The organism is Paraglaciecola sp. QJM3NY_14, assembly GCF_056173245.1.
The window spans coordinates 1112531-1133854 of sequence record NZ_CM149664.1 but is presented as its reverse complement, the minus strand read 5'-3'; the positions used below and the strand labels follow the sequence as shown (position 1 = coordinate 1133854).

Below are 21324 nucleotides of genomic sequence, written 5' to 3'. Positions count from 1 at the left end.
CTTTCTCCAACAGTCCGTCGATTAAACGCGACGTTTTTTCGGTGGACGACAACCGTTGTGAGGAATAGGCGTCACATCGGTAATATTAGTGATTTTATAACCAGCAGCATTCAAAGCACGGATAGCAGATTCACGACCTGGACCTGGACCTTTAACGAATACTTCTAGATTTTTCAAACCGTAATCCTGAGCGGCTGTACCAGCACGTTCAGCAGCTACCTGAGCAGCAAAAGGGGTAGATTTACGTGAACCACGGAAACCAGAACCACCAGATGTAGCCCAAGACAAAGCGTTGCCTTGACGATCTGTAATTGTCACTATTGTGTTGTTGAAAGAGGCATGGATATGAGCCATACCGTCAGCAACTTGACGTTTTGCGCGCTTACGCGTGCTTTTAGTAGGAGCTTTAGCCATCTTAATCCCCGCTTACTTTTTAATTGCTTTGCGAGGACCTTTACGGGTACGCGCATTAGTTTTAGTGCGCTGACCACGTAGAGGAAGACTACGACGGTGGCGAATACCACGGAAGCAACCTAGGTCCATCAAACGTTTAATACTCATTGATACTTCACGACGAAGGTCACCTTCGACAGTGAATTTCGCAACTTCGTCACGCAATTTATCAATTTGTGCTTCATCAAGATCTTTGATCTTGGTTGTCTCTGCAACACCAGCAGCTTCACAAATGCTTTGTGCACGTGTAGAGCCTACACCGAAGATCGCGGTTAGCGCGATTACAGTGTGCTTGTGCTCAGGGATGTTAATGCCAGCGATACGGGCCATTAACAGTACTCCTCATAGTTTATGTCATCAGCCTAAAAAGCCCGATAGGATACTTACCCGATGACAAAATTGCAAATTAAGGTTTGCGGATACTATCGTATTTAGCAATTCCGCAAACCATACGATTAACCTTGCCTTTGCTTATGCTTAGGGTCAGAACTGCAAATCACACGCACAACACCGTTGCGCTTAATGACTTTACAGTTACGGCAAATCCGCTTGACGGATGCACGAACTTTCATTTCATCACTCCGTAAATCGCTAACTTAACGGCCGTAGCCCTTAAGGTTAGCTTTCTTAAGAACAGACTCATATTGATGAGACATCAAATGTGTCTGCACTTGCGCCATGAAATCCATGATAACCACTACCATAATAAGTAGAGAGGTCCCACCGAAGTAAAACGGTACATTCCAAGCTATCAACATGAATTCAGGCACCAAACAAATAAAGGTTATATAAAGCGCGCCAGCTAGGGTTAAGCGAGTCATTACCTTATCAACGTATCGTGAGGTCTGCTCACCAGGACGAATCCCAGGAACGAACGCACCAGACTTCTTCAAATTGTCCGCTGTTTCGCGAGGGTTAAAAACCAACGCAGTATAGAAGAAACAAAAGAAGATGATCGCAGCAGCGTAAAACATCACATACAGAGGCTGTCCAGGAGACAACATCAATGCCACTTCTTGTAACCAAGAGAATGACTCATTCTGACCAAACCAATTTGCAATGGTTCCAGGGAACAGAATGATGCTTGACGCGAAAATCGGAGGAATAACTCCTGCCATATTTACTTTTAACGGTAAATGCGTGCTTTGTGCTGCAAAGACCTTACGGCCCTGCTGACGCTTTGCATAGTTAACGACGATACGACGTTGGCCACGCTCTACGAACACAACAAAATACGTGATAGCAATTATTATTACGCCAATAAGTAACAAGAACAGTAAGTTCAAATCACCTTGTCGTGCTTGCTCTGCCGTTTGACCTATGGCCGTTGGCAAACCTGACACGATACCCGCGAAAATCAATATAGAAATACCGTTACCGATACCTCTCTCTGTAATTTGCTCACCTAACCACATTAAAAACATGGTACCGGTGACCAAACTCACAACAGCTGTGAAGTAAAAACCGAACCCCGGATTAATCACCAAACCTGAAATCAGATTAGGTAGATTTGTCGCTATCCCAATTGCTTGGAATGTAGCCAACACTAACGTGAAATAACGTGTGTATTGACTAATTTTACGACGTCCTGCTTCGCCTTCTTTTTTAAGTTCCATCATCGGTGGATGCATAACAGTAAGCAACTGAATGATAATGGAAGCTGTAATGTATGGCATTATACCCAGGGCAAGAACCGAGGCACGCTCAAGAGCACCACCAGAGAACATGTTAAACATTTCTACAATGGTACCCTTTTGCTGGTCGAATAATTCAGCCAACACCGCGGCATCGATACCAGGAATAGGCACATATGAGCCAAGCCTAAACACAATTATCGCACCAAGTACGAACAACAATCTTGACTTAAGCTCACTCAAGCCGCCTTTTGCGCTTGAATTTGATCCTGGTTTAGCCATCTAGCTTATTCCTCTACCTTACCGCCGGCCGCTTCGATTGCTTCGCGCGCGCCTTTTGTAACCTTCAAACCATTGATAGTAACAGCTCGTGAAATTTCACCGCTCTTAAGCACTTTAACAAACAGCATTTCTTTCTTAACAAGACCTGCTGCTTTTAAAGTTTCAAGTGAAACCACTTCACCCTCTACCTTTGCAATTTCACTCAACGTCACTTGGTCAGAAACCAAAGATTTACGTGATGTGAAACCGAACTTAGGTAGACGACGCTGAATTGGCATTTGTCCGCCTTCAAAACCAGGCTTTACAGAACCGCCAGAGCGAGACTTTTGACCTTTGTGACCACGGCCACCAGTTTTTCCAAGACCTGAACCCATACCGCGTCCAACGCGCTTACTAGATTTTTTTGCTCCTGGTGCAGGAGCAAGAGTATTTAAATGCATCTGTTACTCCTCCACTACTTCAACCATGTAAAATACACGGTTGATCATGCCACGAACAGAAGGGGTATCTTCGAGTTCACGAACATGACCGATGCGACGTAAACCTAGACCCGTAAGAGTTGCCTTATGCTTTGGAAGGCGACCGATAGCGCTTTTGGTTTGCTTAACTTTTATCATCTTAGCCATGTTCAATTACCCCAAAATCTGCGTTACAGACAATCCACGTTTAGCAGCAACTTGATCAGGCGAAGTCATTTCTGTCAACGCATTGATAGTTGCACGCACAACGTTAATTGGATTGGTAGATCCGTAACATTTTGAAAGTACGTTTTGAACGCCAGCGACTTCAAGTACCGCACGCATTGCACCACCGGCAATAATACCAGTACCTTCTGATGCAGGTTGCATGTAGACTTTTGAGCCTGAATGACGACCTTTAATTGGATGCTGTAGCGTGTTGCCATTTAGATCCACGTCCACAAGATTGCGGCGCGCTTTTTCCATAGCTTTTTGAATTGCAGCAGGCACTTCACGTGCTTTACCGTAACCAAAACCAACACGACCATTCCCGTCACCTACTACTGTCAAAGCAGTAAAGCTAAAGATACGACCACCTTTAACTACTTTAGATACACGGTTTACAGCAATTAGTTTTTCTAACAGGTCACCCTGTTGTTGAACTTCTACTTTAGCCATAATTAACTCCTAGAACTGAAGACCTGCTTCACGAGCAGCATCAGCCAATGCCTTAACTCGACCGTGATACTTAAAACCGCTGCGATCGAAAGCGACAGTCTTAATGCCTTTCTCGATAGCTCGTTCTGCAATCGCTTTACCAACTGCTACAGCAGCTTCTGCATTACCCGTTGACTTAACGGTAGTGCGAAGATCTGCTTCAACAGTAGAAGCCGCCGCCAAAACCTGTGAACCGCAAGGAGCGATTAACTGGGCATATATATGGCGTGGTGTGCGGTTAATAACCAAGCGATGCGCGGCCAGTTCACTAATTTTTTTGCGTGCACGTGTAGCGCGACGCAAGCGAGCTGATTTCTTATCCATCGTATCACCTACCTACTTTTTCTTAGCTTCTTTACGACGCACAACTTCATCAGCGTAACGAACACCTTTACCTTTATAAGGCTCTGGCGGACGGTATCCACGGATGTTAGCTGCAACCTGACCTACCAACTGCTTATCGGCGCCTTTAACGACGATTTCAGTTTGACTAGGAGTTTCAACCGAAATACCTTCAGGCATTTCGTATGCTACAGGGTGTGAGAAACCAAGCGTTAGATTTAGTTTTTTACCCTGCGCTGCCGCACGATAACCAACACCATTTAACTGAAGTTTTTTCTCAAAACCTTGAGATACACCAACTACCATTGCATCTAACAAAGAGCGAGCTGTACCAGCTTGAGCCCAACCGTTAGCAACACCTTCACGAGGTGAGGCTTTTAGTTGGTTCTCTTCTTGAACAACTTCAACTGCATCGTTGAATACACGGCTTAATGTACCGTTTTTACCTTTTACTGTGACTTCTTGCCCAGCGATAGTAACTTCTACGCCAGATAAAACGTCTACAGGAGCTTTTGCTATACGTGACATTTTTATCCCCTTACGCTACGTAGCCGATGATCTCACCACCCATACCCGCTTTACGCGCGGCACGGTCAGTCATCACACCTTTAGAGGTAGAAACGATAGCAACACCTAAACCACCCAATACTTTTGGCAACTCATCTTTTTTCTTATAGATGCGAAGACCAGGGCGACTTACGCGCTCAATGCTTTCAATTACTTTCTTGCCTTCGAAGTACTTAAGCGTCACTTCTAAAACAGGTTTAACGTCACCAGAAACTGCGAAGTCTGAAACATAACCTTCTTCTTTAAGTACGGCTGCAATTGCAACACGTAGCTTAGATGAAGGCATTGATACAGAAACTTTGCTAGCCATCTGACCGTTACGAACACGTGTAAACATGTCCGCGATAGGATCTTGCATACTCATATTAGCTACTCCTTACCAGCTGGCTTTTTTAAGGCCAGGTACTTCGCCGCGCATAGCTGCTTCACGCAACTTAATACGGCTAAGACCAAACTTGCGTAGGAAACCATGTGGACGGCCAGTAATACGACAACGATTTTGTTGACGCGTACGAGCTGAATCACGTGGAAGTTGTTGTAGCTTAAGAACAGCGTCCCAACGTTCTTCGTCAGAAGAGTTGACGTTGCTGATAGTTGCTTTAAGTTCAGCTCGTTTAGTAGCGAACTTTGCAACTAGCTTGGCGCGTTTAACTTCGCGCGCTTTCATTGATTCTTTTGCCATAACCCTACCCTTACTTTTTAAATGGGAAACTAAACGCACTAAGAAGTGCATGTGCTTCCGCATCGGTTTCAGCGCTAGTCGTGATAGTAATATCCATACCGCGAATTTTATCTACCTTATCGAAATCGATTTCTGGGAAGATAATTTGCTCACGAACACCCATGCTATAGTTTCCACGGCCGTCAAACGACTTAGGATTCAAGCCACGGAAGTCACGGATACGAGGAATTGCTATTGATACTAAACGTTCAAAGAATTCCCACATACGCTCACCACGTAGGGTTACTTTACAGCCAATCGGATAACCTTCACGGATTTTAAAACCCGCTACAGATTTGCGAGCAACAGTGACAACAGGTTTCTGACCAGCAATTGCTTGCATGTCAGCAGTTGCGTTTTCCAACACCTTCTTGTCTGCTACCGCTTCACCTAAACCCATGTTTAGAGTGATTTTCTCAATCCGAGGGACTTGCATGACGCTTTTGTAGTTGAACTGCTTCGCAAGTTCCGCTACTACTGTTTCTTTATAGAAATCATGCAGTTTCGCCATCGTACTCTCCAATTATTAAACCAGTTCACCGTCAGATTTGAAGAAACGAACTTTTTTGTCGTCTTCAAAACGGAAACCTATGCGATCTGCTTTACCCGTTTTAGGGTTAACAATCGCTACATTTGACACGTGAATTGATGCTTCTTTCTCAATAACGCCACCAGTAACACCCAATTGAGGGTTAGGTTTCTGATGCTTCTTCACCAAGTTCACACCTTCAACGATTAAGCGGTCAGCCGCTGGAAGAACTTTAAGCACTTTGCCTAGTTTTCCTTTGTCTTTACCTGCCAAAACGATGATTTCATCATCACGACGAATTTTTCTAGCCATTATCGTGACTCCTTATAGTACCTCAGGGGCCAGTGAGACGATTTTCATGTTATTAACACGAAGCTCACGAGTGACCGGGCCAAAGATACGCGTACCAATTGGTTGCTTGTTTGCGTTAAGCAAAACAGCTGCGTTGTTATCGAAACGGATCGAAGATCCATCAGAACGACGAACGCCTTTTCTAGTACGCACCACCACTGCAGTTAGCACATCACCTTTTTTTACTTTACCGCGAGGAATTGCTTCTTTAACGGTAACTTTAATGATGTCGCCAATATGTGCATAACGGCGATGCGAGCCACCAAGAACCTTAATACACTGAACCCTGCGAGCACCCGAGTTATCGGCTACATCCAGGTTAGTTTGCATTTGGATCATGTTAGTGCTCCGCTGTTAATTAAGACTCTCACGAGTCGTTTTGTTTCCTAAAAAACCAGCGTTATTGCTGACTTTTTATACATACCCCTATTAAAAGGGCGCGAAATACTAACAGAAAATAACCAGTGGCGATAGTCGAATTTGCAAAAAAAAGTGACTAATCAATAGATAATTCCCTCTCATCAGCGAAGAACTCATAAAACATATTTAAAACAGTGGCTTAGCTAATTTTAATACGCGTAAAAAAGTTGTTAGCCACTAACGTATAGATACCTCTTACAAAACTCTCTCGAGTCTAACGATGTTATCAACGTAGCTTAACTAAATGGCCATTCTACTTCGCTACTGTACAGCGTAGAATTAGTCGACTGCTACACTTCATCCGATGCAAAGCCAGAGGTTTCGTATAATTGGAATTGCTCTATTAACAGATAATGTTCGAAATTTTACCTTGCAACGAATAGTTGATATTCATCATCTCTTAAGCGCATCATCCGCCCCTATCAAGGACAACAAAGGAACAGATTAGTATGGTGGTGATAAGGTATTTAGGAGAGCCCCTCTACGTGTTACTCACATTCTATAAATGACTTTACACATAAAGGGGCGGTTAAAGCGGGCGTGAACTATTTTTGATAAATTAACTTTTCTCTCTCGGGAGCGTTAATTAGTCCATCGTATTTTTCTTCCAGTAAATGGCGCTTTATCTTTAGCGTAGGTGTTAGTAGGCCGTTCTCTACAGTCCAATCATCTTTCATGATCACTAAACGGTCGAGTACTGCGTGACTTTCTAAACCAGCGTTAACCGATTCCAAGGTTGCTAACAGGCTCTTTTCTACTTTGTCTTTGTCTTGTTTGGTGGCATCTTCTGATAATACGACTAACGCAATAGGCTGTTTTAATTGCGAGCCGGTGACACAGACTTGCTCTACAGAAGAGTTGCCCATAATGAGAGCTTCAATCGGTACTGGCGCGATATACTTACCCTTGGCTGTTTTAAATATCTCTTTTAAGCGCCCGGTAATTTTAATATAGCCATCACTATCGATTGCGCCCTTATCACCTGTGCGCAAGTATCCGTCTTCGGTAAAGGTATCAGTGGTTTTCTCAGGCTCCAGATAATATTCCTGCATATTACAAGGCCCTTTAACTTGTATCTCGCCCTCTTCGCCAATTCTAATATCGACACCTTCATAAGCGCGGCCAATACTACCAATTTTGTCCTCTCTAAATGGAACACAACAGGTACCGTAAGCACTGTTTTCTGTCATTCCCCATCCTTCAGATATTTTAACGCCTACTTTCAAAAACCATTTAAGGGTGGCTGGCGAAATAGGAGCGGATCCACTGGCGCACATACGAGCCTTATCTAAGCCAAGTTTAGTTCTAATCTTACTCGCGACTATATTGCCGACAAACGGTATTTTCAGCAGAAAATCGAGTTTCTTTTGGGGCATGTTTGCTAAAACCCCCATTTGAAAACGAGTCCAAAGACGCGGAACAGAAATAAATAACGTAGGCCTTAGGTGGCAAATATCGCGATTGAATGTATCAAGCGACTCTATAAAACCAATTTGAGTGTTTGCGTAGAAACTAGCCATTTCCACCAAAACGCGCTCGGTGATATGCGCCAATGGCAAGTAACTCAATATACGGTCTTCATCGCCAACGCTTAATTCATTTCTTGAATTACTCGCAGCCCAACTAATCGAATTATAGGTATGCACTACACCTTTAGGGTTACCCGTGCTGCCCGACGTATAGATAATCGTCATAGTGCTGCTCATATCGGGTACTGGGCGCTCTAAATAGGGCTCATTTGCCATCAATGAATCCCAATCCTTATCGGCTTCAATACCAGGATAAGGAAATGCTAGCTTAGTAACGCCCTCAGGGATCGCTTCTACTTGCTCAGCAGTATCATCTAACTTGCCCACGAAAATAACAGGACATGCTGCGTGATTTAATACATATTGAATCGTTTTCTCGCCGGCTGTTGAATAAATTGGTACGGATATATGGCCGGCCAACATAATCGCCAAGTCAGCAATGAACCATTCAGCACAGTTCTTAGATAATACGGCAATGTGGCTACCCACTGGTAAGTTCAGCGCAATTAATCCAGCTGCCGCGCGGCGCACTTTGTCTGCCGTCTGTGCCCATGTATAACTAATAACAGCACCGTTAATCGGTTGCTTCAAATATACCTTCTGCGGCGTTGTATCTTCCCAGTGGTACATCATTTCTAAGGGCGTCTTTAACGACATGTTGTCTCCAGTACATAAATCTACATTTTGATAACAACGTTATAACGATTGAAACCCCACAGGTCAAACAACTATAAGACTTAAGCATTTATTTTGCGTATTCACTTCGATAAACAGAATCAATTCAGCTTATCTTTTCAGCAAAAAGGTGTTTTTTTAGCCTCATTGAGGGATTTCGCTAAACATTCTCTCCAGCCAATTCGAAAAACACTGAATCTTTTCGCGCTTAAAATGCGCTTCAGGCGCCACCAAATAATATGCGTAATGACACTTGAAACTAAAATTGAACAGTTTCACCAATTGCCCTTTTTCTAACTGTTCGAATATCAGGCTATTACGCACCATTGCTATGCCCTGCCCCGCTAGCGCCGCTTCAATAATAGTGACACTGGAATCATCTACATGTAGAGCATTGCGCCCCACGTCTGGGTTTATCCGATGCTGTTGATAGAAAGATTTCCAGGCGGGCACAATATCGCTGCTTTTCTCGGTTAAAGTGGGATGACGGGAAACAGACTGAGCAGTGTCAATCTGTTTAGCTAACCCAGGATGACAAACTAGGTGAATAGTATCCTGAGCCAACTTTCTGCTTTTTAACTGGGGATAATCGCCGATGCCAAATCGTATCGCCAAATCTAATTCATTTTGGTCAAAATCTAATAAACTGTTTGTTGGCTGGATCCTCACATTTATGTGGGGATATTCTTGCTGGAACAAATACAAACGCGGTACAAGCCATCGAGAAGATAACGACTCAATCACGGTTAAGTTTAAGATATTGGGTCTTGGATCCATCACCAAGTTGCCTACGCCTTTATCTAGAAAGCTGAACCCCGTGGCGATATCAGGTAACAGTCTTTCCCCCGCCTTTGTTAAAGACACATGCCGGTGTCCTCTTAAAAACAGCTGACAACCGAAGAAGACTTCTAGCGTTTTAATGTGCTGGCTGATAGCAGCTTGAGTAACAAACATTTGTTCCGCTGCTGCTTTAAAACTCAATGATTCTGCAGCCGCTAAAAAATAACGAAGCGCATTGAGGGGCGGGAGTTTATTCATATAAAATGGAATTCAGTTAAGTTTTTCTTAACTGTAGTTTAGTTTTAATCGTTTGTCAGTAGAAGAGTATCTGCCTATCGTTAAACCTCCAAACCATGAGGAATTAACGATGAAAAACACCATGAAATCTTGCCTAGCGTTTAGCATTACCCTGCTATTTCTCAGCGTGAGCTCGGCCGTTTTTGCAGGCCAAGGATTAGAAAAACTATACACAAAAACGGGTTATCCATTTGAACCTTTGGTTAAGCGTTCGCAATTGGTTCGTATTTTGTATCAACGACAAGATGAAACGGTGACCTGCCGAACGGAAATAACTCAAGGCTCGATTGTGTGGGAAGGGCAAGAAAAAAGGGCCCGGCATGATGATTTCATTACCGCGCCATTGCGATCTTGTTTAGAGCGCTCAGAAGCGAAAAGGTTATTGAAGAACACCTACCAATAACCGGTAGTGTCACGCCTGTTACTGTAGCTACTGTCATATCTGATTGTGGCAGTAGTTATAGCTGCGTTTAATGTATAGGGCTCACCCCCTATGGTATGAACAGCGCCCCATACTCTTATATAGAAACTACAAAGCATAAAAAAGGTGTGACAAAACCCAAAATTATCAGTGCCAAACGTTACGACTAGCTAGTGCGCTGACGTACAATTTCATACAAGCAAATACCGGTCGCCACCGATACATTCAAGCTAGAAACCGAACCTGCCATGGGCAGCTTTATTAGCTCGTCGCAATGTTCTCGGGTCAGCCTGCGCATTCCTTTGCCTTCGGCGCCCATCACCAGCGCTATCGGTCCTTGCATCTTACAATCGTATATACTCTGGGTTGCTTCACCTGCAGTACCCACCACCCATACGCCTGCATCTTTAATCTCTCGTAAAGTACGTGCCAGGTTAGTCACCTGTATAAGGGGGATCAAATCAGCTGCACCGCAAGCGACTTTCCTCACCACTGGCGTTAACGCTACCGAGTTGTCTTTGGGCACCACAATAGCGTCAATACCTGCTGCATCGGCGGTACGCAAACACGCACCTAAATTATGAGGGTCAGTTACACCATCGAGTATTAACAAAAAAGGCGTGGCGCTTTTTTTAATGATTTCGTCTAAATCATTTTCGTTAAACTGTTTACCGGGCTTCGCTTTTGCTACAACACCTTGGTGCTGTTCACCATTGACTTTATCGTCTAAGGTTTTGCGCTGGCAAAATTGCACCGCAATACCAAACTTACGCGCATGATTGATGATTGAATTAATCGGTTTGTCGTCACGACCTTTAAGGACAAACAACTCAATCAAACGCTCTGGCTCACGCTCTATCACTGCTTCTAATGCATGAATACCATACAACCACTCATGTTGAGCCATATCTATTTGTTCCTTTTACTGGACGAAGAGCGACGTGACTTAGCCGCTGGTTTATCGGCTGCCCCCCCTTTACCACTCGAACGACGAGTGCGTGGTTTCTTTTTAGCGCCACCAGCTTTGTCGTTCTCATTTGCCGCTTTGGCCCCGGCTTTGGATACAGGGCTTTCTTTGCCTGAAGTATTTTTTGCTGAACCTTTTTTAGCGGAAGACGATTTCTTTGTTCCGCGTTTTCCACCTCTTGGTTTTGGTGGCGCTTTGGCTAATACAAAGTCTATTTTTCGTTCATCCAAATTCACCCCTGCCACCTTCACTTCAAGCGGATCGCCAAGTCGGTAAACTATGCCCGAATTTTCTCCGACTAAGTGCTGCTTCGTTTCATCAAACTGATAAAAGTCATTATCTAATGCAGAAATATGCACTAGCCCATCAATATGGAACTCGGATAAACGCACGAAAAAGCCAAAACTGGTTACCGATGCAATAACGCCATCAAATGTATCTCCAACATGGTCCAGCATAAATTCACATTTGAGCCAATCGGATACATCGCGTGTTGCATCGTCGGCGCGTCGCTCTGTCATAGAACACTGCTCGCCTAATGCATCCACCTCTTCTGCTGTATACGCTTTACCGCCAGTCTTACTTTTGCGCTGTTGCTTTTTATCTATCGTGGCTTTTAAAGCACGATGCACAACTAAATCGGGGTAGCGACGAATGGGTGATGTGAAATGCGCGTAAGCTTCTAATGCTAAACCAAAGTGGCCAATGTTTTCATGGCTGTACACTGCTTGCTTCATAGAACGCAGCAACATGGTTTGAATTAGCTCTTGATCGGCCCTGCCCTGAATTTTGCTGATCACCTCAGTAAATTCTTGTGGCGAAGCATCTTTGCTGATGTGATGGGTAATTCCAACCTCTGCCAAATAAGACAAAAACGCACTTAATCGATCCGAGTCCGGCTCATCATGTATACGGTACAAGGCTTCAGCTTTTTGCTTGCTTAAGGTTTTGGCCGCAGCTACGTTGGCCAAAATCATACACTCTTCTATCAGTTTGTGAGCATCATTACGCGTGACAGGCACAATGGTGTCTATTTTACGCTGCGCATTGAACACGAACTTACTTTCTTGAGTTTCAAATTCAATAGCCCCTCGCTGACTACGTCTGCGTTTCAACGTGCGGTACATGTCGTGTAAATTTTTAAGATGTGGGACCTGCTCTGCGTAGCGATTTTTCAGTTCAGGATGAGCCTGGCCGTCATCTTTCAATATATCCCATACTTTTGTGTAAGTAAGGCGCGCTTTTGAGTTCATAACAGCTTCATAGAATTGGTGTTCTGCGAGCTCTCCGTTTGCGCTGATGGTCATTTCACAGACCATACATAATCGGTCTACTTGGGGGTTCAATGAACACAATCCGTTAGAGAGTACTTCAGGCAGCATGGGAATAACCTGCTCTGGGAAATAAACCGAGTTACCACGGTTTTGCGCTTCGCTATCAAGCGCCGTACCTGGTCTGACATAATAACTTACATCAGCAATCGCCACCCACAACTGCCAACCACCGTCATCTAGCGGTTCACAAAATACAGCGTCATCGAAATCACGTGCGTCTTCACCATCTATCGTGACTAATGGTAATTGACGTAAATCGATTCTATTTTCTTTCGCTTCTTCAGGTACTTGCTCATTGAGGTCGGCAATTTGCTTGGTAACACCTTTAGGCCAAGCGTGAGGAATATCGAAAGTGCGCAGTGCCATGTCGATTTCCATGCCCGGTGCCATATGCTCACCTAGCACTTCTAATACTTTACCAATTGCGTTCACGCGACGTCTTGGGCGTTGAACAATCTCTACAACAACGATGAAGCCCTGGCGGGCACCGTTAACATACTCAGCAGGAATACTGATTTCATGATTAATACGGCTGTCATCGGGAATAACGATACCGGCACCATTTTCAAAAAAGTAACGACCAACAATGGGTTCGCTGCGCGGCTCGATAATTTTAGCTATGCGTGCTTCTCGGCGGCCTCGATTATCGGTGCCGCTTTCTTTGACCAGCACTATGTCGCCGTGCAGCACCGTCGCCATTTGTGCGTTGTGAATAAACAGGTCTTTTTCGCCGTCATCACGCTTTAAAAATCCAAAACCGTCACGGTGGCCAATCACACGCCCTTGAATTAGCTCTTCTAACTTAAGCTTGGCGTATTTTTTATCACGATTGAATTCGATTTGCCCTTCGCGCTCCATTGCACGCAAGCGACGTTGAATGCCAATTCGGCTATCTTCATCTTCTGCATTTAATAGGTGACAAAATTCAAGAAAGGACAACGGTTTTTTGGCTTTGGTGAGTAATTCAAGTAAATACTCACGGCTCGCTACTGGATTTTCGTATTTTTCTTTCTCGCGCTGGTAAAAGGGATCGTCGCTCATAGAGGTGATGGCGTTTCCAAGTTAGGTAAATGTTGCGCCTAGTATAACGAAGCTGGCGCAATTAAAAACGCTTAATTGACAACGACAAGGCGCAAGTTGTTCTACATAGATAAAACGACCGATTTAATGGGGAAATAAGTTATGAATCCAAAGGACGTTTCGCTTTACGTACCGCTTTAGGATGCATCAGTTTTTCTAGATCAGACAAGCAAGACGCAATTTTTTGATGGGTTTTCTTATCGTTCGTCACGGCGTTATACAACCAATGGTAAGCATCTTCATAATCGTAAGGGCTGCCATAACCATCTATGAACAATTCCACTAACTCTATTTGCGCTTTTTGGTTACCCAACATTGATGCTTCGCGTAAAAACACCACCGCGCGCTCTTTATCTTGCTGCACCAACTTGCCTTGAGCATAATAACGGCCCAGCTGCTCTAGCCCTTCTGGTAAACCTTGGTCGGCAGCTTGACGCATAAAACTAATACCACGCTCAGGCTCAGCAGTTACGCATACGCCCCAAGCAAGCATGTCACCCCATAAAAACTGATAGGCAGGTATTTTTAAGGTTTGCGCTCTGGCCTCAATGTCTTGCACCAATTGACAATCATCTAGCACAACTTGGCTTAAATGCTCATTACGGTGAATGAGCCGAAGCAACTCATCTTGGGAATAGAGCTGCACCGCTTTGATTTCGTCTGCAGCGCGGCTAGTAGACATACCAGAGGTAGTTAAAATAAGCAGTCCAGCCAGTAGGCCAGCATGAGACAATTTAGGGAGTGACACTTTCATATGGAATCTATCTGCTGTGGCGTATATCATTTTTATCGGCAGCATCTGGATTTTGTAAACCCCTAACTGCCGAATATGATCCGTAATTACTCAGACTAGAACAGATAAATATGAATTAACTCGCTAAAGCTGACTGAACGACCTGGGCGTGTTCAATTAAATCATGACCAAGGTCTGTCAAGTAACCACCATCTGGCAAGGTCACTATTCCTTTTTCAAACAGGCGCTTGGCGGCATCGATCACAGCGGGCTCTGCGTCATGGTGTATTTTTAAGCCCTGCATCAGGCTTGTGGTAGGGAATTTTAATAACAAATTAAACTCGCTAACCATTTCGTTTGTAAGTGACATAAGCATTCCTCGATGATTATTGTGTAGTAAAGACAATACATTCCGGTTTGCTCAGCTTACTTTCACCAACGACGTTTGCGCACAGAGTTTGAAGATAAAGACCCACTCGATGCGCGACAAAAAGTATGTCGAGCTAACCCGTTAAATTTGCACATCATGCAAGCTCAATAAACCACTAGACGTTAATAAAATCAAGCCAAAAACAACAAAGAGTTTTCATTATCTGGAAATTGGTAAAAGAGAAATAGCTAAAAATAACAAGGTCTAACGATCCATCTCGTAACTTAGCACTGAGCAGTTTATACTCTGACAAAATAGATATTACTTTTAATGCTCTTCACTTATATTGAGACATTAATCGAAGTACACCTAAGCAGTTTGAACCACTCGTTATTCTGCACATTTTCGGAAGGACGCATAAGCGCCAATATGTCGCTGTTAAAGCACCTTCTCTCACATTTTAATTATTTGCGCCAACAGCAGCGCAATTTGATATAGCGCAGAACATTATTATGCATCACACCCCTTGTAAGGTTGATTCCATTGTTGCTCTCAACCCAGTCGTCAGTTTAGTCACCCTGATCCCACAGCAGCCTTTTACACATCAAGCTGGTCAGTATTTGAAAGTCGTCATGGATGAAGGCGATCAGCGTCCATTCAGTATCGCTACAGCACCGCGAGAAGACGGTAAAATTCAATTGCATATTGGCGCGGAGCCAGGCAATAGTTATGCAGGTGAAGTTCTTGAAAAAATGCGAACTGAGGGTGAAATTACCGTTAATGGCGGTTTAGGAAATGCCTACGTTCAACTGGAAGATAGCATGCCGACCATTTTACTCGCAGGGGGAACAGGGTTTTCCTATACCCAAGCTATCTTGCAAAAAATGCTCGAATCTTCAAGCCAGGTCAAAGGCCACAAAGATCCAATTTTCCTATATTGGGGAACGCGCTCAACCGCTGATATGTACGCATACGATGAACTTGTCGCTCTGAATAAAAAACACGAGCACTTTACCTTTGTTCCCGTGGTGGAACATCCGGGTCATCAATGGTCAGGCAAAACCGGTTGGGTGCATAAAGCAGTACTCGAAGATTTTGTCAGCCTAGAGCCTTATCGGGTTTACATAGCTGGTCGCTTTGAAATGGCAGGAGTGGCAAGAGAAGACTTTCATCAGCAAGGGTTAATCTTAAAGAACTTGTACGGCGACGCATTCGAATTTATTTAACACCTGAGCACGGTGCATTGTAAAAAGCCTATTGGGTAAACGAAACGCTTACCCAATAGGCTAAATATTTATACGTTTTGCTAGCTCGCAGCTAAACCGCGCCGCTGAAATCCAATTGGCGCCACGCTTCATAAACAAAAACAGATACCGCATTCGATAAATTCATGCTGCGACTGTCAGGTAACATAGGAATGCGTACTCGTTGTTCAGGCGGCAAGCTTTGAATAACGTCATCGGGTAATCCTCGCGTTTCGGGCCCAAACAACAAGGCATCACCCAATTGATATTCAGCTTTGGCAAAAAAAGTAGTGCCTTTAGTGGTGCAAGCAAAAATGCGCTTGGGATGGCGTGATTCCATATAGGCCTGTAGTGACGCATGCCTTACCACATTGGCAAATTCATGGTAATCAAGGCCTGCGCGACGAACGCGTTTATCGTCCCATTCAAACCCTAAAGGCTCAATTAAATGTAGGGCAAATCCAGTGTTTGCGCATAAACGAATAATGTTGCCAGTATTCGGCGGAATTTCAGGCTGATATAAAACAATGTCTAGCATTTAGTTGATCACGATAAAGTCAGATTAAGCGCAATTCTAACAAATTGCGCTTACTGCAGTAAGGTTTATCTGTCATTTGCCAGTCGCAGAAACGCTAGAATAGCTTCTAAACAGGGGCGACGATATTGGTCTTCTTCAAGCAGCATTTCGTGCCGAGCACCAAAAATTTGTTGTACTTCGCAATAGGGCAATTTGGCTAGTACACGACTTTGCCTTTTGTTGTCCACCACTGTATCCGCCTCTGCTTGAATGGCCCAAACGGGGATCGATATTTGACTCGCTTGAGCTTCAATGGCATCCATCGCTTTTAGAGCAGCTCGCAACCAATGCCCGGTCACCCCCCCTAATTGCACTTCTGGTTGCAAATTATACTCGTCTCTGAAGAGGCGATAACGTATTTCGCTGTGGGTGAGCTCATTAAGCGCGAACTCGGTTTCCTGATAATTTTTTTGGCCAAGAAAATAACTCGCGTCATGACCTAAACCGCGACTAATAAGCAAGTTTGCGCCTATTAAAATACTCGCCAGCCAATTAGGTAACGCGGGGCGAATGCCAAACATGGGGGCACACACAATCAGTTGAGCGAAATCTTGCGGATGCGCTAAAACATACAAAGCCCCAATTGCACACCCCATAGAGTGGCACAATAACTGAGGCCTATGCTGCGTGTTAGGCTCAATGATTTTCTGGTAAAACAGCTTAAAGTCAGCAACGTAATCGGTAAAATCGTTCACAAAACCCATATGGGGGTTGCGGGTCATGCGCCCTGATAAGCCTTGACCACGGTGATCATGAATGAACACCGAATATCCATTTTGATATAAGTCGAACATGACTTCTTGATATTTAACCCAAGACTCAATTCGCCCTGTAGAGATAGCCACGGCACCAATCGCGTGCGGATGACACAAATAGGCATAACTAATGTTTACACCTGAATGCCCCATAAAATCGCCTTTGGTCAGAGAACGCATTAAGGGTTTTATTTTTTCTTGATACGTCCGTTCCAGTTGCTTTTCTGAACTTATTTGGTATTCACTCAACGGCTATTACTCTATTTATCACTCTATGGTATTAGCTTACCAGAGGTTAATAGTGCAGAACACAAAGGTAGACCGTGCAAAAAAACAATCGGGCTCACCAAATTCGAGCTGAAAAAGTAATTGGTCAAGGCGCTAAGCCATTATCGGCAATCGAATATGCACGCTCAAGCCACCCTTAACTCGGTTGCGGGCTTCAATTGTGCCCTCATGTGCAGCAATGGCGCGACTGGCAATTGCTAAGCCTAATCCTATTCCACCACTATCTCGCTCTCTTGCGCTTGAAACACGATAAAAGGGCTGAAAGATATGCTCTAAATCTGAATCTGGTATGCCTTTGCCGTCATCACAAACAACTAAGTTAACGTCAGGGCCGTCAATTTTCAGGGTGAAAGACACCTGCTGATTTGCGTATTTCACGGCGTTGCGCAGAACATTTTCAATGCCGCTCGTTAACAAATCTTCGTCAGCATTTATTTTCGCATCAGAATCAATATCTACCGTTAACGTTTTGCCTTGTGATTGGGCTTCGAACTCGCAGTCAGCTAATAGGCCTGTTAAAAGTGTATCAAAACTCACCGGCTGCTTTTTCGAATCCCGAGCGTTATTATCTAATCGCGACAGCATCAACACTTGAGCGACCATATGCTCCATCTGATGCGCTTCTTTTTCAATTCTAGCTAATGCTTGCTCGTTACTTTTTGTGTTGCTCGACGGCTCTTGTTGCTGAGCGATGCCAATGGCGAGTTGCATCCGCGTTAATGGAGAGCGTAATTCGTGAGATATGTCTGCCAATAGACGCTTTTGCCCATTAAGCAAAGTCTCCACCTGCTCTGCCATATAATTAAAATCTCGCCCTAAGCGCCCGATTTCATCGCCTCTATAGCTGGCAGATCCAACTCGACTGCTAAGTGCACCGCTAGCCATGCGCTTAGTGGCCACTTGCAATTGTTTTAATGGTTTTACAAGTGACCAAGCAATTAATGAGCACAATACCGCACTTATTAACAATACCAGGCAGATAAGCAATAAGGGTGGGCGGTGGCGCATATCGCTAGCGAAACCCATGGGCCGTATTCGTCCTACAAATAACAAATATTCGGTGCCAGCAATATCGGTCGCCATTGGGCCAAACATATCGCCGATAGGTGTTGCAATGCGCAATGGATTTGCAGAGCCAATTAAATCGAGAAAGGGCTTTTCATTGGGTAAGCGTGGTAACGGCCCCTTGAGTGTGAACGACTTGGTTTTTGGATTGAGCAAAATCATCATCAACTTACCGCGCTGACTGGTGCGTTCAAGAATATTCTCTAACGGCTCACCATCTGGGCTACGGGAAACTTGCCGCTGCAAAGCTCTAACCGAGTTTTCCAGCATGAAATGCTGCTTATCATCCATGGGTAAATATTCAACTGGTGGAGCAATATTTTGCATTATCCAGTAAGCACCGACGATCATGACGATAGTTGTGCCCCAGAACCACAAAAAAATACGACCATACAAACTTCGAAATGGGTTTAAATATAGAAGACGCCTCATATTTCACCCAAATAGACGTATCCTACCCCTCGATGGGTTTTGATTTTGTCATGGTCACTAAAATGACTTAATTTCTTACGTAAATTGCTCACGTGCATATCAATACTGCGATCAAAAGCGGCTAGCTTTCGACCTAATACCTGCTCACTTATTGCCTGTTTAGGCACGAGATCCGGGCTACAGCTCATCAACAGTTTCAGCACCGCAAATTCGGTGCCGGTCAACTCCACTTGCTGGGCGTTACATGCGACAGTTTGCGCTGCAATATTTAACTCCACATCACCAATTTCGATTGTGTTTTGTTTTTGCTTGTCGCTTTGCAAGCCGGCTTGAATATCTACACGGCGCACAATAGCTTTCACTCTGGCCGATAACTCTCTGTGGTTGAAAGGTTTTGCCAAATAGTCATCGGCACCGAGTTCCAAGCCTAATATTCGATCAAAATCATCGCCTTTGGCAGTTAACATCAACACAGGGGTAACATGTGTACTACGTAAACGTTTTAATACTTCGAACCCGTCTACTTTAGGAAGCATTACATCCAAAATGATTAAATCATAGTGCTGCCCTGATTTCGCAGCTAACAGGCCGGCCTCCCCATCACTTGCCACATGAATCGTGTATCCTTGTGCGCTTAGGTATTCCTGTAACAACTCGGTGAGTGCTTGATCGTCATCGATCAGCAACAAAGACTTTTCTAGCATGAACACTTTCCTTCAAACTCCAGCGGCCTAACAATAGACGCGCGAAAACCCACAAAATAATACCGAAATTGTCGCTACTCGATTGTCTATTTACTTAATCTTTACACTGGCTTTGCGTTTCTTTGCGCTGGTGGTGCTAACCTTTTTTTGTATTTCACTATAGTAAGGCATATTCAGTGCGAACGTTAAAATCATTATTTACCCCCATCGCCGTTGCTTTGGCACTCCTGTTGACTCAGCATGTCGCTATTGCAAAACCGTCGCCGCATAATGGCCCGATATCCTTACGCCCAATTTTAAAAAAGTTAGATTTAACCGGCGCCCAACGTCAAGACGTTCAATTACTGTTAAAACAAAACCGTGCGACAAAAGATACCTATCAGCCAGACCAAAGATCTATGCGTGAGAGCTTACGTAATTTAATACAAAGTGATGTATGGATTCAAAGTGAAATAAGCAGCGCTATTCAAGCTGACCAACACTTACAAAATCAGCTAATGTGGCTGGATATTAAAACTCAGCAGCAAATTTGGCAGATTTTAGACGATGGCCAGAAAGAAGCGTTCTTAGTCGAGTTACATGCTAAGCAGCAAGAAAAAGGACATGCCGCCAAGTTGCAGCAGAGCAAAACACGGGGTAACAGCATACCCAAGATGTCTGAGGCACAACGCCAAACAGCGCACTTCGAAACACTTAACCTAACCGAAGAGCAACAAGCTCTATTTAAAGCACAACGCGCTGCTGAAAAAGCGGATAAAGAAGCAAACAAATTTGCTAGGGAGACATTTAAGGCACAAGTTATTGCGATAGTGACCAGTGAAAGTCTGAGCGAAACTAGCTGGACAGCCTTGCAAGCCGAAACCGAAGTACGGCGCTATGAACATGCTCTTACTAGGGCTAAAAATCAGCACACGTTTTGGAATGCACTTACCAGCGAACAACAGATAACACTCCATAGAATGATGGAAAGTCGGCATAAACGTGAGAGTAAAAAGCGTAATTCATTTGGAAAAGCCGATAGCTAACGTTCAACTTTTTGTAATAAGTGTGCTTGCTAGGTTTTTTTCCGCTTATGCACCGCATCTTATAAAACGACTTTGACGCGACTTTTATCCTTGCGATTAAAGACTGTGACAAAGCGACTCTCCCTGAGTCACTCTACATTTTGCTATACCTTAAAACTCTGGCACTGCCCGCTCGTATAATCCCTCGATGAATAGCGGCGAGGTGATCAACATATCCGCTGTAGAAGTGTTGCACGCGACCGGCAAATTCCATACTGAGCACAAACGCAACAGCGCTTTTACATCTGGGTCATGGGGGGCTGGGTTTAGGGGATCCCAAAAGAAAATCAAAGCGTCTAACTTACCTTCGGCGATCAATGCCCCTATTTGTTGGTCGCCGCCCAGAGGGCCGCTCTTATATCGCGTAACGGGCAAGTTTAACGCTTCTTGTAGTAAGCCCCCTGTCGTGCCTGTCGCCACTAAGTTATGTTTTTCTAGCTCTGCTTTATGCTCTAGTGACCAGCGGATAAGCTCTGGCTTTTTATGATCATGCGCGACCAGCGCTAACGTCTTTTGCATACCTTCCTCAATAAAT

General features: G+C 44.2%; 28 protein-coding genes. 3 read left to right on the top strand and 25 right to left on the bottom strand.

Annotated features, from left to right (window positions below; genetic code table 11):
• Positions 1 to 21: 21 nt before the first annotated feature.
• The 16 genes from rpsK to AC0VYA_RS04750 form a co-directional block, all read right to left on the bottom strand.
• Complete coding sequence (gene rpsK / locus AC0VYA_RS04825) at positions 22 to 414, bottom strand: 30S ribosomal protein S11 (RefSeq protein ID WP_006990560.1); 393 nt, start codon at positions 412 to 414, stop codon at positions 22 to 24.
• A 12-nt stretch (positions 415 to 426) separates the two neighbouring features.
• Positions 427 to 783, bottom strand: coding sequence for a 30S ribosomal protein S13 (rpsM, locus tag AC0VYA_RS04820; RefSeq protein ID WP_006990561.1), 357 nt, complete (start codon positions 781 to 783; stop codon positions 427 to 429).
• A 125-nt stretch (positions 784 to 908) separates the two neighbouring features.
• Positions 909 to 1025 (bottom strand): 50S ribosomal protein L36, encoded by a 117-nt coding sequence (rpmJ, locus tag AC0VYA_RS04815; protein WP_007104309.1) that lies wholly within the window; start codon positions 1023 to 1025, stop codon positions 909 to 911.
• A 24-nt stretch (positions 1026 to 1049) separates the two neighbouring features.
• On the bottom strand, positions 1050 to 2369 hold the full coding sequence (gene secY / locus AC0VYA_RS04810) for a preprotein translocase subunit SecY (protein WP_006990562.1): 1320 nt from the start codon (positions 2367 to 2369) through the stop codon (positions 1050 to 1052).
• Between the two features lie 5 nt (positions 2370 to 2374).
• Positions 2375 to 2809, bottom strand: a complete 435-nt coding sequence (gene rplO / locus AC0VYA_RS04805) for a 50S ribosomal protein L15 (protein WP_006990563.1) — start codon at positions 2807 to 2809, stop codon at positions 2375 to 2377.
• Positions 2810 to 2812: 3 nt separating this feature from the next.
• Complete coding sequence (rpmD, locus tag AC0VYA_RS04800; protein ID WP_006990564.1) at positions 2813 to 2995, bottom strand: 50S ribosomal protein L30; 183 nt, start codon at positions 2993 to 2995, stop codon at positions 2813 to 2815.
• Positions 2996 to 3001: 6 nt separating this feature from the next.
• The gene (rpsE, locus tag AC0VYA_RS04795) at positions 3002 to 3505 is read right to left on the bottom strand and encodes a 30S ribosomal protein S5 (RefSeq protein ID WP_006990565.1); all 504 of its coding nucleotides are present in this window, start codon (positions 3503 to 3505) and stop codon (positions 3002 to 3004) included.
• A gap of 9 nt (positions 3506 to 3514) precedes the next feature.
• Positions 3515 to 3868 carry a 50S ribosomal protein L18 gene (gene rplR / locus AC0VYA_RS04790; RefSeq protein WP_006990566.1) on the bottom strand — a complete coding sequence of 118 codons (354 nt, stop codon included), beginning with the start codon at positions 3866 to 3868 and terminating at the stop codon, positions 3515 to 3517.
• Positions 3869 to 3880: 12 nt separating this feature from the next.
• Positions 3881 to 4414 (bottom strand): 50S ribosomal protein L6, encoded by a 534-nt coding sequence (rplF, locus tag AC0VYA_RS04785; protein ID WP_475490237.1) that lies wholly within the window; start codon positions 4412 to 4414, stop codon positions 3881 to 3883.
• 10 nt (positions 4415 to 4424) lie between these two features.
• Positions 4425 to 4817: a 30S ribosomal protein S8 gene (gene rpsH, locus AC0VYA_RS04780; RefSeq protein ID WP_006990568.1), complete on the bottom strand. Its 393-nt coding sequence runs from the start codon at positions 4815 to 4817 to the stop codon at positions 4425 to 4427.
• A gap of 12 nt (positions 4818 to 4829) precedes the next feature.
• Entirely contained in the window at positions 4830 to 5135 is a 306-nt protein-coding gene (gene rpsN, locus AC0VYA_RS04775; protein ID WP_006990569.1) for a 30S ribosomal protein S14, read from the bottom strand.
• Between the two features lie 10 nt (positions 5136 to 5145).
• Positions 5146 to 5685 (bottom strand): 50S ribosomal protein L5, encoded by a 540-nt coding sequence (gene rplE, locus AC0VYA_RS04770; RefSeq protein WP_006990570.1) that lies wholly within the window; start codon positions 5683 to 5685, stop codon positions 5146 to 5148.
• Positions 5686 to 5700: 15 nt separating this feature from the next.
• Positions 5701 to 6015, bottom strand: coding sequence for a 50S ribosomal protein L24 (rplX, locus tag AC0VYA_RS04765; RefSeq protein ID WP_006990571.1), 315 nt, complete (start codon positions 6013 to 6015; stop codon positions 5701 to 5703).
• Positions 6016 to 6027: 12 nt separating this feature from the next.
• A complete protein-coding gene (rplN, locus tag AC0VYA_RS04760; protein ID WP_006990572.1) occupies positions 6028 to 6393 on the bottom strand; it encodes a 50S ribosomal protein L14 in 366 nt (121 codons plus the stop codon).
• A 626-nt stretch (positions 6394 to 7019) separates the two neighbouring features.
• Complete coding sequence (locus tag AC0VYA_RS04755) at positions 7020 to 8660, bottom strand: AMP-binding protein (protein WP_475490236.1); 1641 nt, start codon at positions 8658 to 8660, stop codon at positions 7020 to 7022.
• Positions 8661 to 8822: 162 nt separating this feature from the next.
• Positions 8823 to 9716 (bottom strand): LysR substrate-binding domain-containing protein, encoded by an 894-nt coding sequence (locus tag AC0VYA_RS04750; protein WP_475490235.1) that lies wholly within the window; start codon positions 9714 to 9716, stop codon positions 8823 to 8825.
• Positions 9717 to 9825: 109 nt separating this feature from the next.
• Between AC0VYA_RS04750 and AC0VYA_RS04745 the strand changes: the two genes are divergently transcribed.
• Positions 9826 to 10158 (top strand): hypothetical protein, encoded by a 333-nt coding sequence (locus AC0VYA_RS04745; protein WP_475490234.1) that lies wholly within the window; start codon positions 9826 to 9828, stop codon positions 10156 to 10158.
• Positions 10159 to 10342: 184 nt separating this feature from the next.
• Here AC0VYA_RS04745 and rlmB read toward each other — a convergent pair whose 3' ends face one another.
• The 4 genes from rlmB to AC0VYA_RS04725 form a co-directional block, all read right to left on the bottom strand.
• The gene (rlmB, locus tag AC0VYA_RS04740; RefSeq protein WP_011573878.1) at positions 10343 to 11083 is read right to left on the bottom strand and encodes a 23S rRNA (guanosine(2251)-2'-O)-methyltransferase RlmB; all 741 of its coding nucleotides are present in this window, start codon (positions 11081 to 11083) and stop codon (positions 10343 to 10345) included.
• Positions 11084 to 11085: 2 nt separating this feature from the next.
• Complete coding sequence (rnr, locus tag AC0VYA_RS04735; RefSeq protein WP_475490233.1) at positions 11086 to 13518, bottom strand: ribonuclease R; 2433 nt, start codon at positions 13516 to 13518, stop codon at positions 11086 to 11088.
• Between the two features lie 139 nt (positions 13519 to 13657).
• A complete protein-coding gene (locus AC0VYA_RS04730) occupies positions 13658 to 14311 on the bottom strand; it encodes a tetratricopeptide repeat protein (RefSeq protein WP_041713372.1) in 654 nt (217 codons plus the stop codon).
• 115 nt (positions 14312 to 14426) lie between these two features.
• Entirely contained in the window at positions 14427 to 14660 is a 234-nt protein-coding gene (locus tag AC0VYA_RS04725) for a TIGR02647 family protein (protein WP_011573875.1), read from the bottom strand.
• 512 nt (positions 14661 to 15172) lie between these two features.
• Between AC0VYA_RS04725 and fre the strand changes: the two genes are divergently transcribed.
• Positions 15173 to 15886, top strand: a complete 714-nt coding sequence (gene fre, locus AC0VYA_RS04720) for an NAD(P)H-flavin reductase (RefSeq protein WP_475490232.1) — start codon at positions 15173 to 15175, stop codon at positions 15884 to 15886.
• A gap of 91 nt (positions 15887 to 15977) precedes the next feature.
• Here the strand turns inward: fre and trmL are convergent, their stop codons facing one another.
• The 4 genes from trmL to AC0VYA_RS04700 all read right to left on the bottom strand — a co-directional run bounded on the left by trmL (position 15978) and on the right by AC0VYA_RS04700 (position 19725).
• Positions 15978 to 16442, bottom strand: a complete 465-nt coding sequence (trmL, locus tag AC0VYA_RS04715) for a tRNA (uridine(34)/cytosine(34)/5-carboxymethylaminomethyluridine(34)-2'-O)-methyltransferase TrmL (RefSeq protein WP_475490231.1) — start codon at positions 16440 to 16442, stop codon at positions 15978 to 15980.
• 65 nt (positions 16443 to 16507) lie between these two features.
• Positions 16508 to 17416, bottom strand: coding sequence for an alpha/beta fold hydrolase (locus tag AC0VYA_RS04710; RefSeq protein WP_475490230.1), 909 nt, complete (start codon positions 17414 to 17416; stop codon positions 16508 to 16510).
• A gap of 201 nt (positions 17417 to 17617) precedes the next feature.
• Positions 17618 to 19021, bottom strand: a complete 1404-nt coding sequence (locus AC0VYA_RS04705) for an ATP-binding protein (protein WP_475490229.1) — start codon at positions 19019 to 19021, stop codon at positions 17618 to 17620.
• Positions 19018 to 19725: a response regulator transcription factor gene (locus AC0VYA_RS04700; protein ID WP_011573870.1), complete on the bottom strand. Its 708-nt coding sequence runs from the start codon at positions 19723 to 19725 to the stop codon at positions 19018 to 19020. The genes AC0VYA_RS04705 and AC0VYA_RS04700 overlap by 4 nt, the downstream gene beginning before the upstream one ends.
• 176 nt (positions 19726 to 19901) lie before the next feature.
• Between AC0VYA_RS04700 and AC0VYA_RS04695 the strand changes: the two genes are divergently transcribed.
• Positions 19902 to 20750, top strand: a complete 849-nt coding sequence (locus AC0VYA_RS04695; protein WP_475490228.1) for a Spy/CpxP family protein refolding chaperone — start codon at positions 19902 to 19904, stop codon at positions 20748 to 20750.
• 150 nt (positions 20751 to 20900) lie between these two features.
• On the opposite strand, the gene AC0VYA_RS04690 is transcribed toward AC0VYA_RS04695, so the two are convergent.
• The gene (locus AC0VYA_RS04690) at positions 20901 to 21308 is read right to left on the bottom strand and encodes a methylglyoxal synthase (RefSeq protein ID WP_011573868.1); all 408 of its coding nucleotides are present in this window, start codon (positions 21306 to 21308) and stop codon (positions 20901 to 20903) included.
• Positions 21309 to 21324: the final 16 nt, after the last annotated feature.

Excerpts from the sequence above, each read along its gene's own strand:
- rpsK (WP_006990560.1), bottom strand. The coding sequence starts at position 414 with ATGGCTAAAGCTCCTACTAAAAGCACGCGTAAGCGCGCAAAACGTCAA.
- rpsM (WP_006990561.1), bottom strand. The coding sequence starts at position 783 with ATGGCCCGTATCGCTGGCATTAACATCCCTGAGCACAAGCACACTGTA.
- rpmJ (WP_007104309.1), bottom strand. The coding sequence starts at position 1,025 with ATGAAAGTTCGTGCATCCGTCAAGCGGATTTGCCGTAACTGTAAAGTC.
- secY (WP_006990562.1), bottom strand. The coding sequence starts at position 2,369 with ATGGCTAAACCAGGATCAAATTCAAGCGCAAAAGGCGGCTTGAGTGAG.
- rplO (WP_006990563.1), bottom strand. The coding sequence starts at position 2,809 with ATGCATTTAAATACTCTTGCTCCTGCACCAGGAGCAAAAAAATCTAGT.
- rpmD (WP_006990564.1), bottom strand. The coding sequence starts at position 2,995 with ATGGCTAAGATGATAAAAGTTAAGCAAACCAAAAGCGCTATCGGTCGC.
- rpsE (WP_006990565.1), bottom strand. The coding sequence starts at position 3,505 with ATGGCTAAAGTAGAAGTTCAACAACAGGGTGACCTGTTAGAAAAACTA.
- rplR (WP_006990566.1), bottom strand. The coding sequence starts at position 3,868 with ATGGATAAGAAATCAGCTCGCTTGCGTCGCGCTACACGTGCACGCAAA.
- rplF (WP_475490237.1), bottom strand. The coding sequence starts at position 4,414 with ATGTCACGTATAGCAAAAGCTCCTGTAGACGTTTTATCTGGCGTAGAA.
- rpsH (WP_006990568.1), bottom strand. The coding sequence starts at position 4,817 with ATGAGTATGCAAGATCCTATCGCGGACATGTTTACACGTGTTCGTAAC.
- rpsN (WP_006990569.1), bottom strand. The coding sequence starts at position 5,135 with ATGGCAAAAGAATCAATGAAAGCGCGCGAAGTTAAACGCGCCAAGCTA.
- rplE (WP_006990570.1), bottom strand. The coding sequence starts at position 5,685 with ATGGCGAAACTGCATGATTTCTATAAAGAAACAGTAGTAGCGGAACTT.
- rplX (WP_006990571.1), bottom strand. The coding sequence starts at position 6,015 with ATGGCTAGAAAAATTCGTCGTGATGATGAAATCATCGTTTTGGCAGGT.
- rplN (WP_006990572.1), bottom strand. The coding sequence starts at position 6,393 with ATGATCCAAATGCAAACTAACCTGGATGTAGCCGATAACTCGGGTGCT.
- AC0VYA_RS04755 (WP_475490236.1), bottom strand. The coding sequence starts at position 8,660 with ATGTCGTTAAAGACGCCCTTAGAAATGATGTACCACTGGGAAGATACA.
- AC0VYA_RS04750 (WP_475490235.1), bottom strand. The coding sequence starts at position 9,716 with ATGAATAAACTCCCGCCCCTCAATGCGCTTCGTTATTTTTTAGCGGCT.
- AC0VYA_RS04745 (WP_475490234.1), top strand. The coding sequence starts at position 9,826 with ATGAAAAACACCATGAAATCTTGCCTAGCGTTTAGCATTACCCTGCTA.
- rlmB (WP_011573878.1), bottom strand. The coding sequence starts at position 11,083 with ATGGCTCAACATGAGTGGTTGTATGGTATTCATGCATTAGAAGCAGTG.
- rnr (WP_475490233.1), bottom strand. The coding sequence starts at position 13,518 with ATGAGCGACGATCCCTTTTACCAGCGCGAGAAAGAAAAATACGAAAAT.
- AC0VYA_RS04730 (WP_041713372.1), bottom strand. The coding sequence starts at position 14,311 with ATGAAAGTGTCACTCCCTAAATTGTCTCATGCTGGCCTACTGGCTGGA.
- AC0VYA_RS04725 (WP_011573875.1), bottom strand. The coding sequence starts at position 14,660 with ATGTCACTTACAAACGAAATGGTTAGCGAGTTTAATTTGTTATTAAAA.
- fre (WP_475490232.1), top strand. The coding sequence starts at position 15,173 with ATGCATCACACCCCTTGTAAGGTTGATTCCATTGTTGCTCTCAACCCA.
- trmL (WP_475490231.1), bottom strand. The coding sequence starts at position 16,442 with ATGCTAGACATTGTTTTATATCAGCCTGAAATTCCGCCGAATACTGGC.
- AC0VYA_RS04710 (WP_475490230.1), bottom strand. The coding sequence starts at position 17,416 with ATGCGTTCTCTGACCAAAGGCGATTTTATGGGGCATTCAGGTGTAAAC.
- AC0VYA_RS04705 (WP_475490229.1), bottom strand. The coding sequence starts at position 19,021 with ATGAGGCGTCTTCTATATTTAAACCCATTTCGAAGTTTGTATGGTCGT.
- AC0VYA_RS04700 (WP_011573870.1), bottom strand. The coding sequence starts at position 19,725 with ATGCTAGAAAAGTCTTTGTTGCTGATCGATGACGATCAAGCACTCACC.
- AC0VYA_RS04690 (WP_011573868.1), bottom strand. The coding sequence starts at position 21,308 with ATGCAAAAGACGTTAGCGCTGGTCGCGCATGATCATAAAAAGCCAGAG.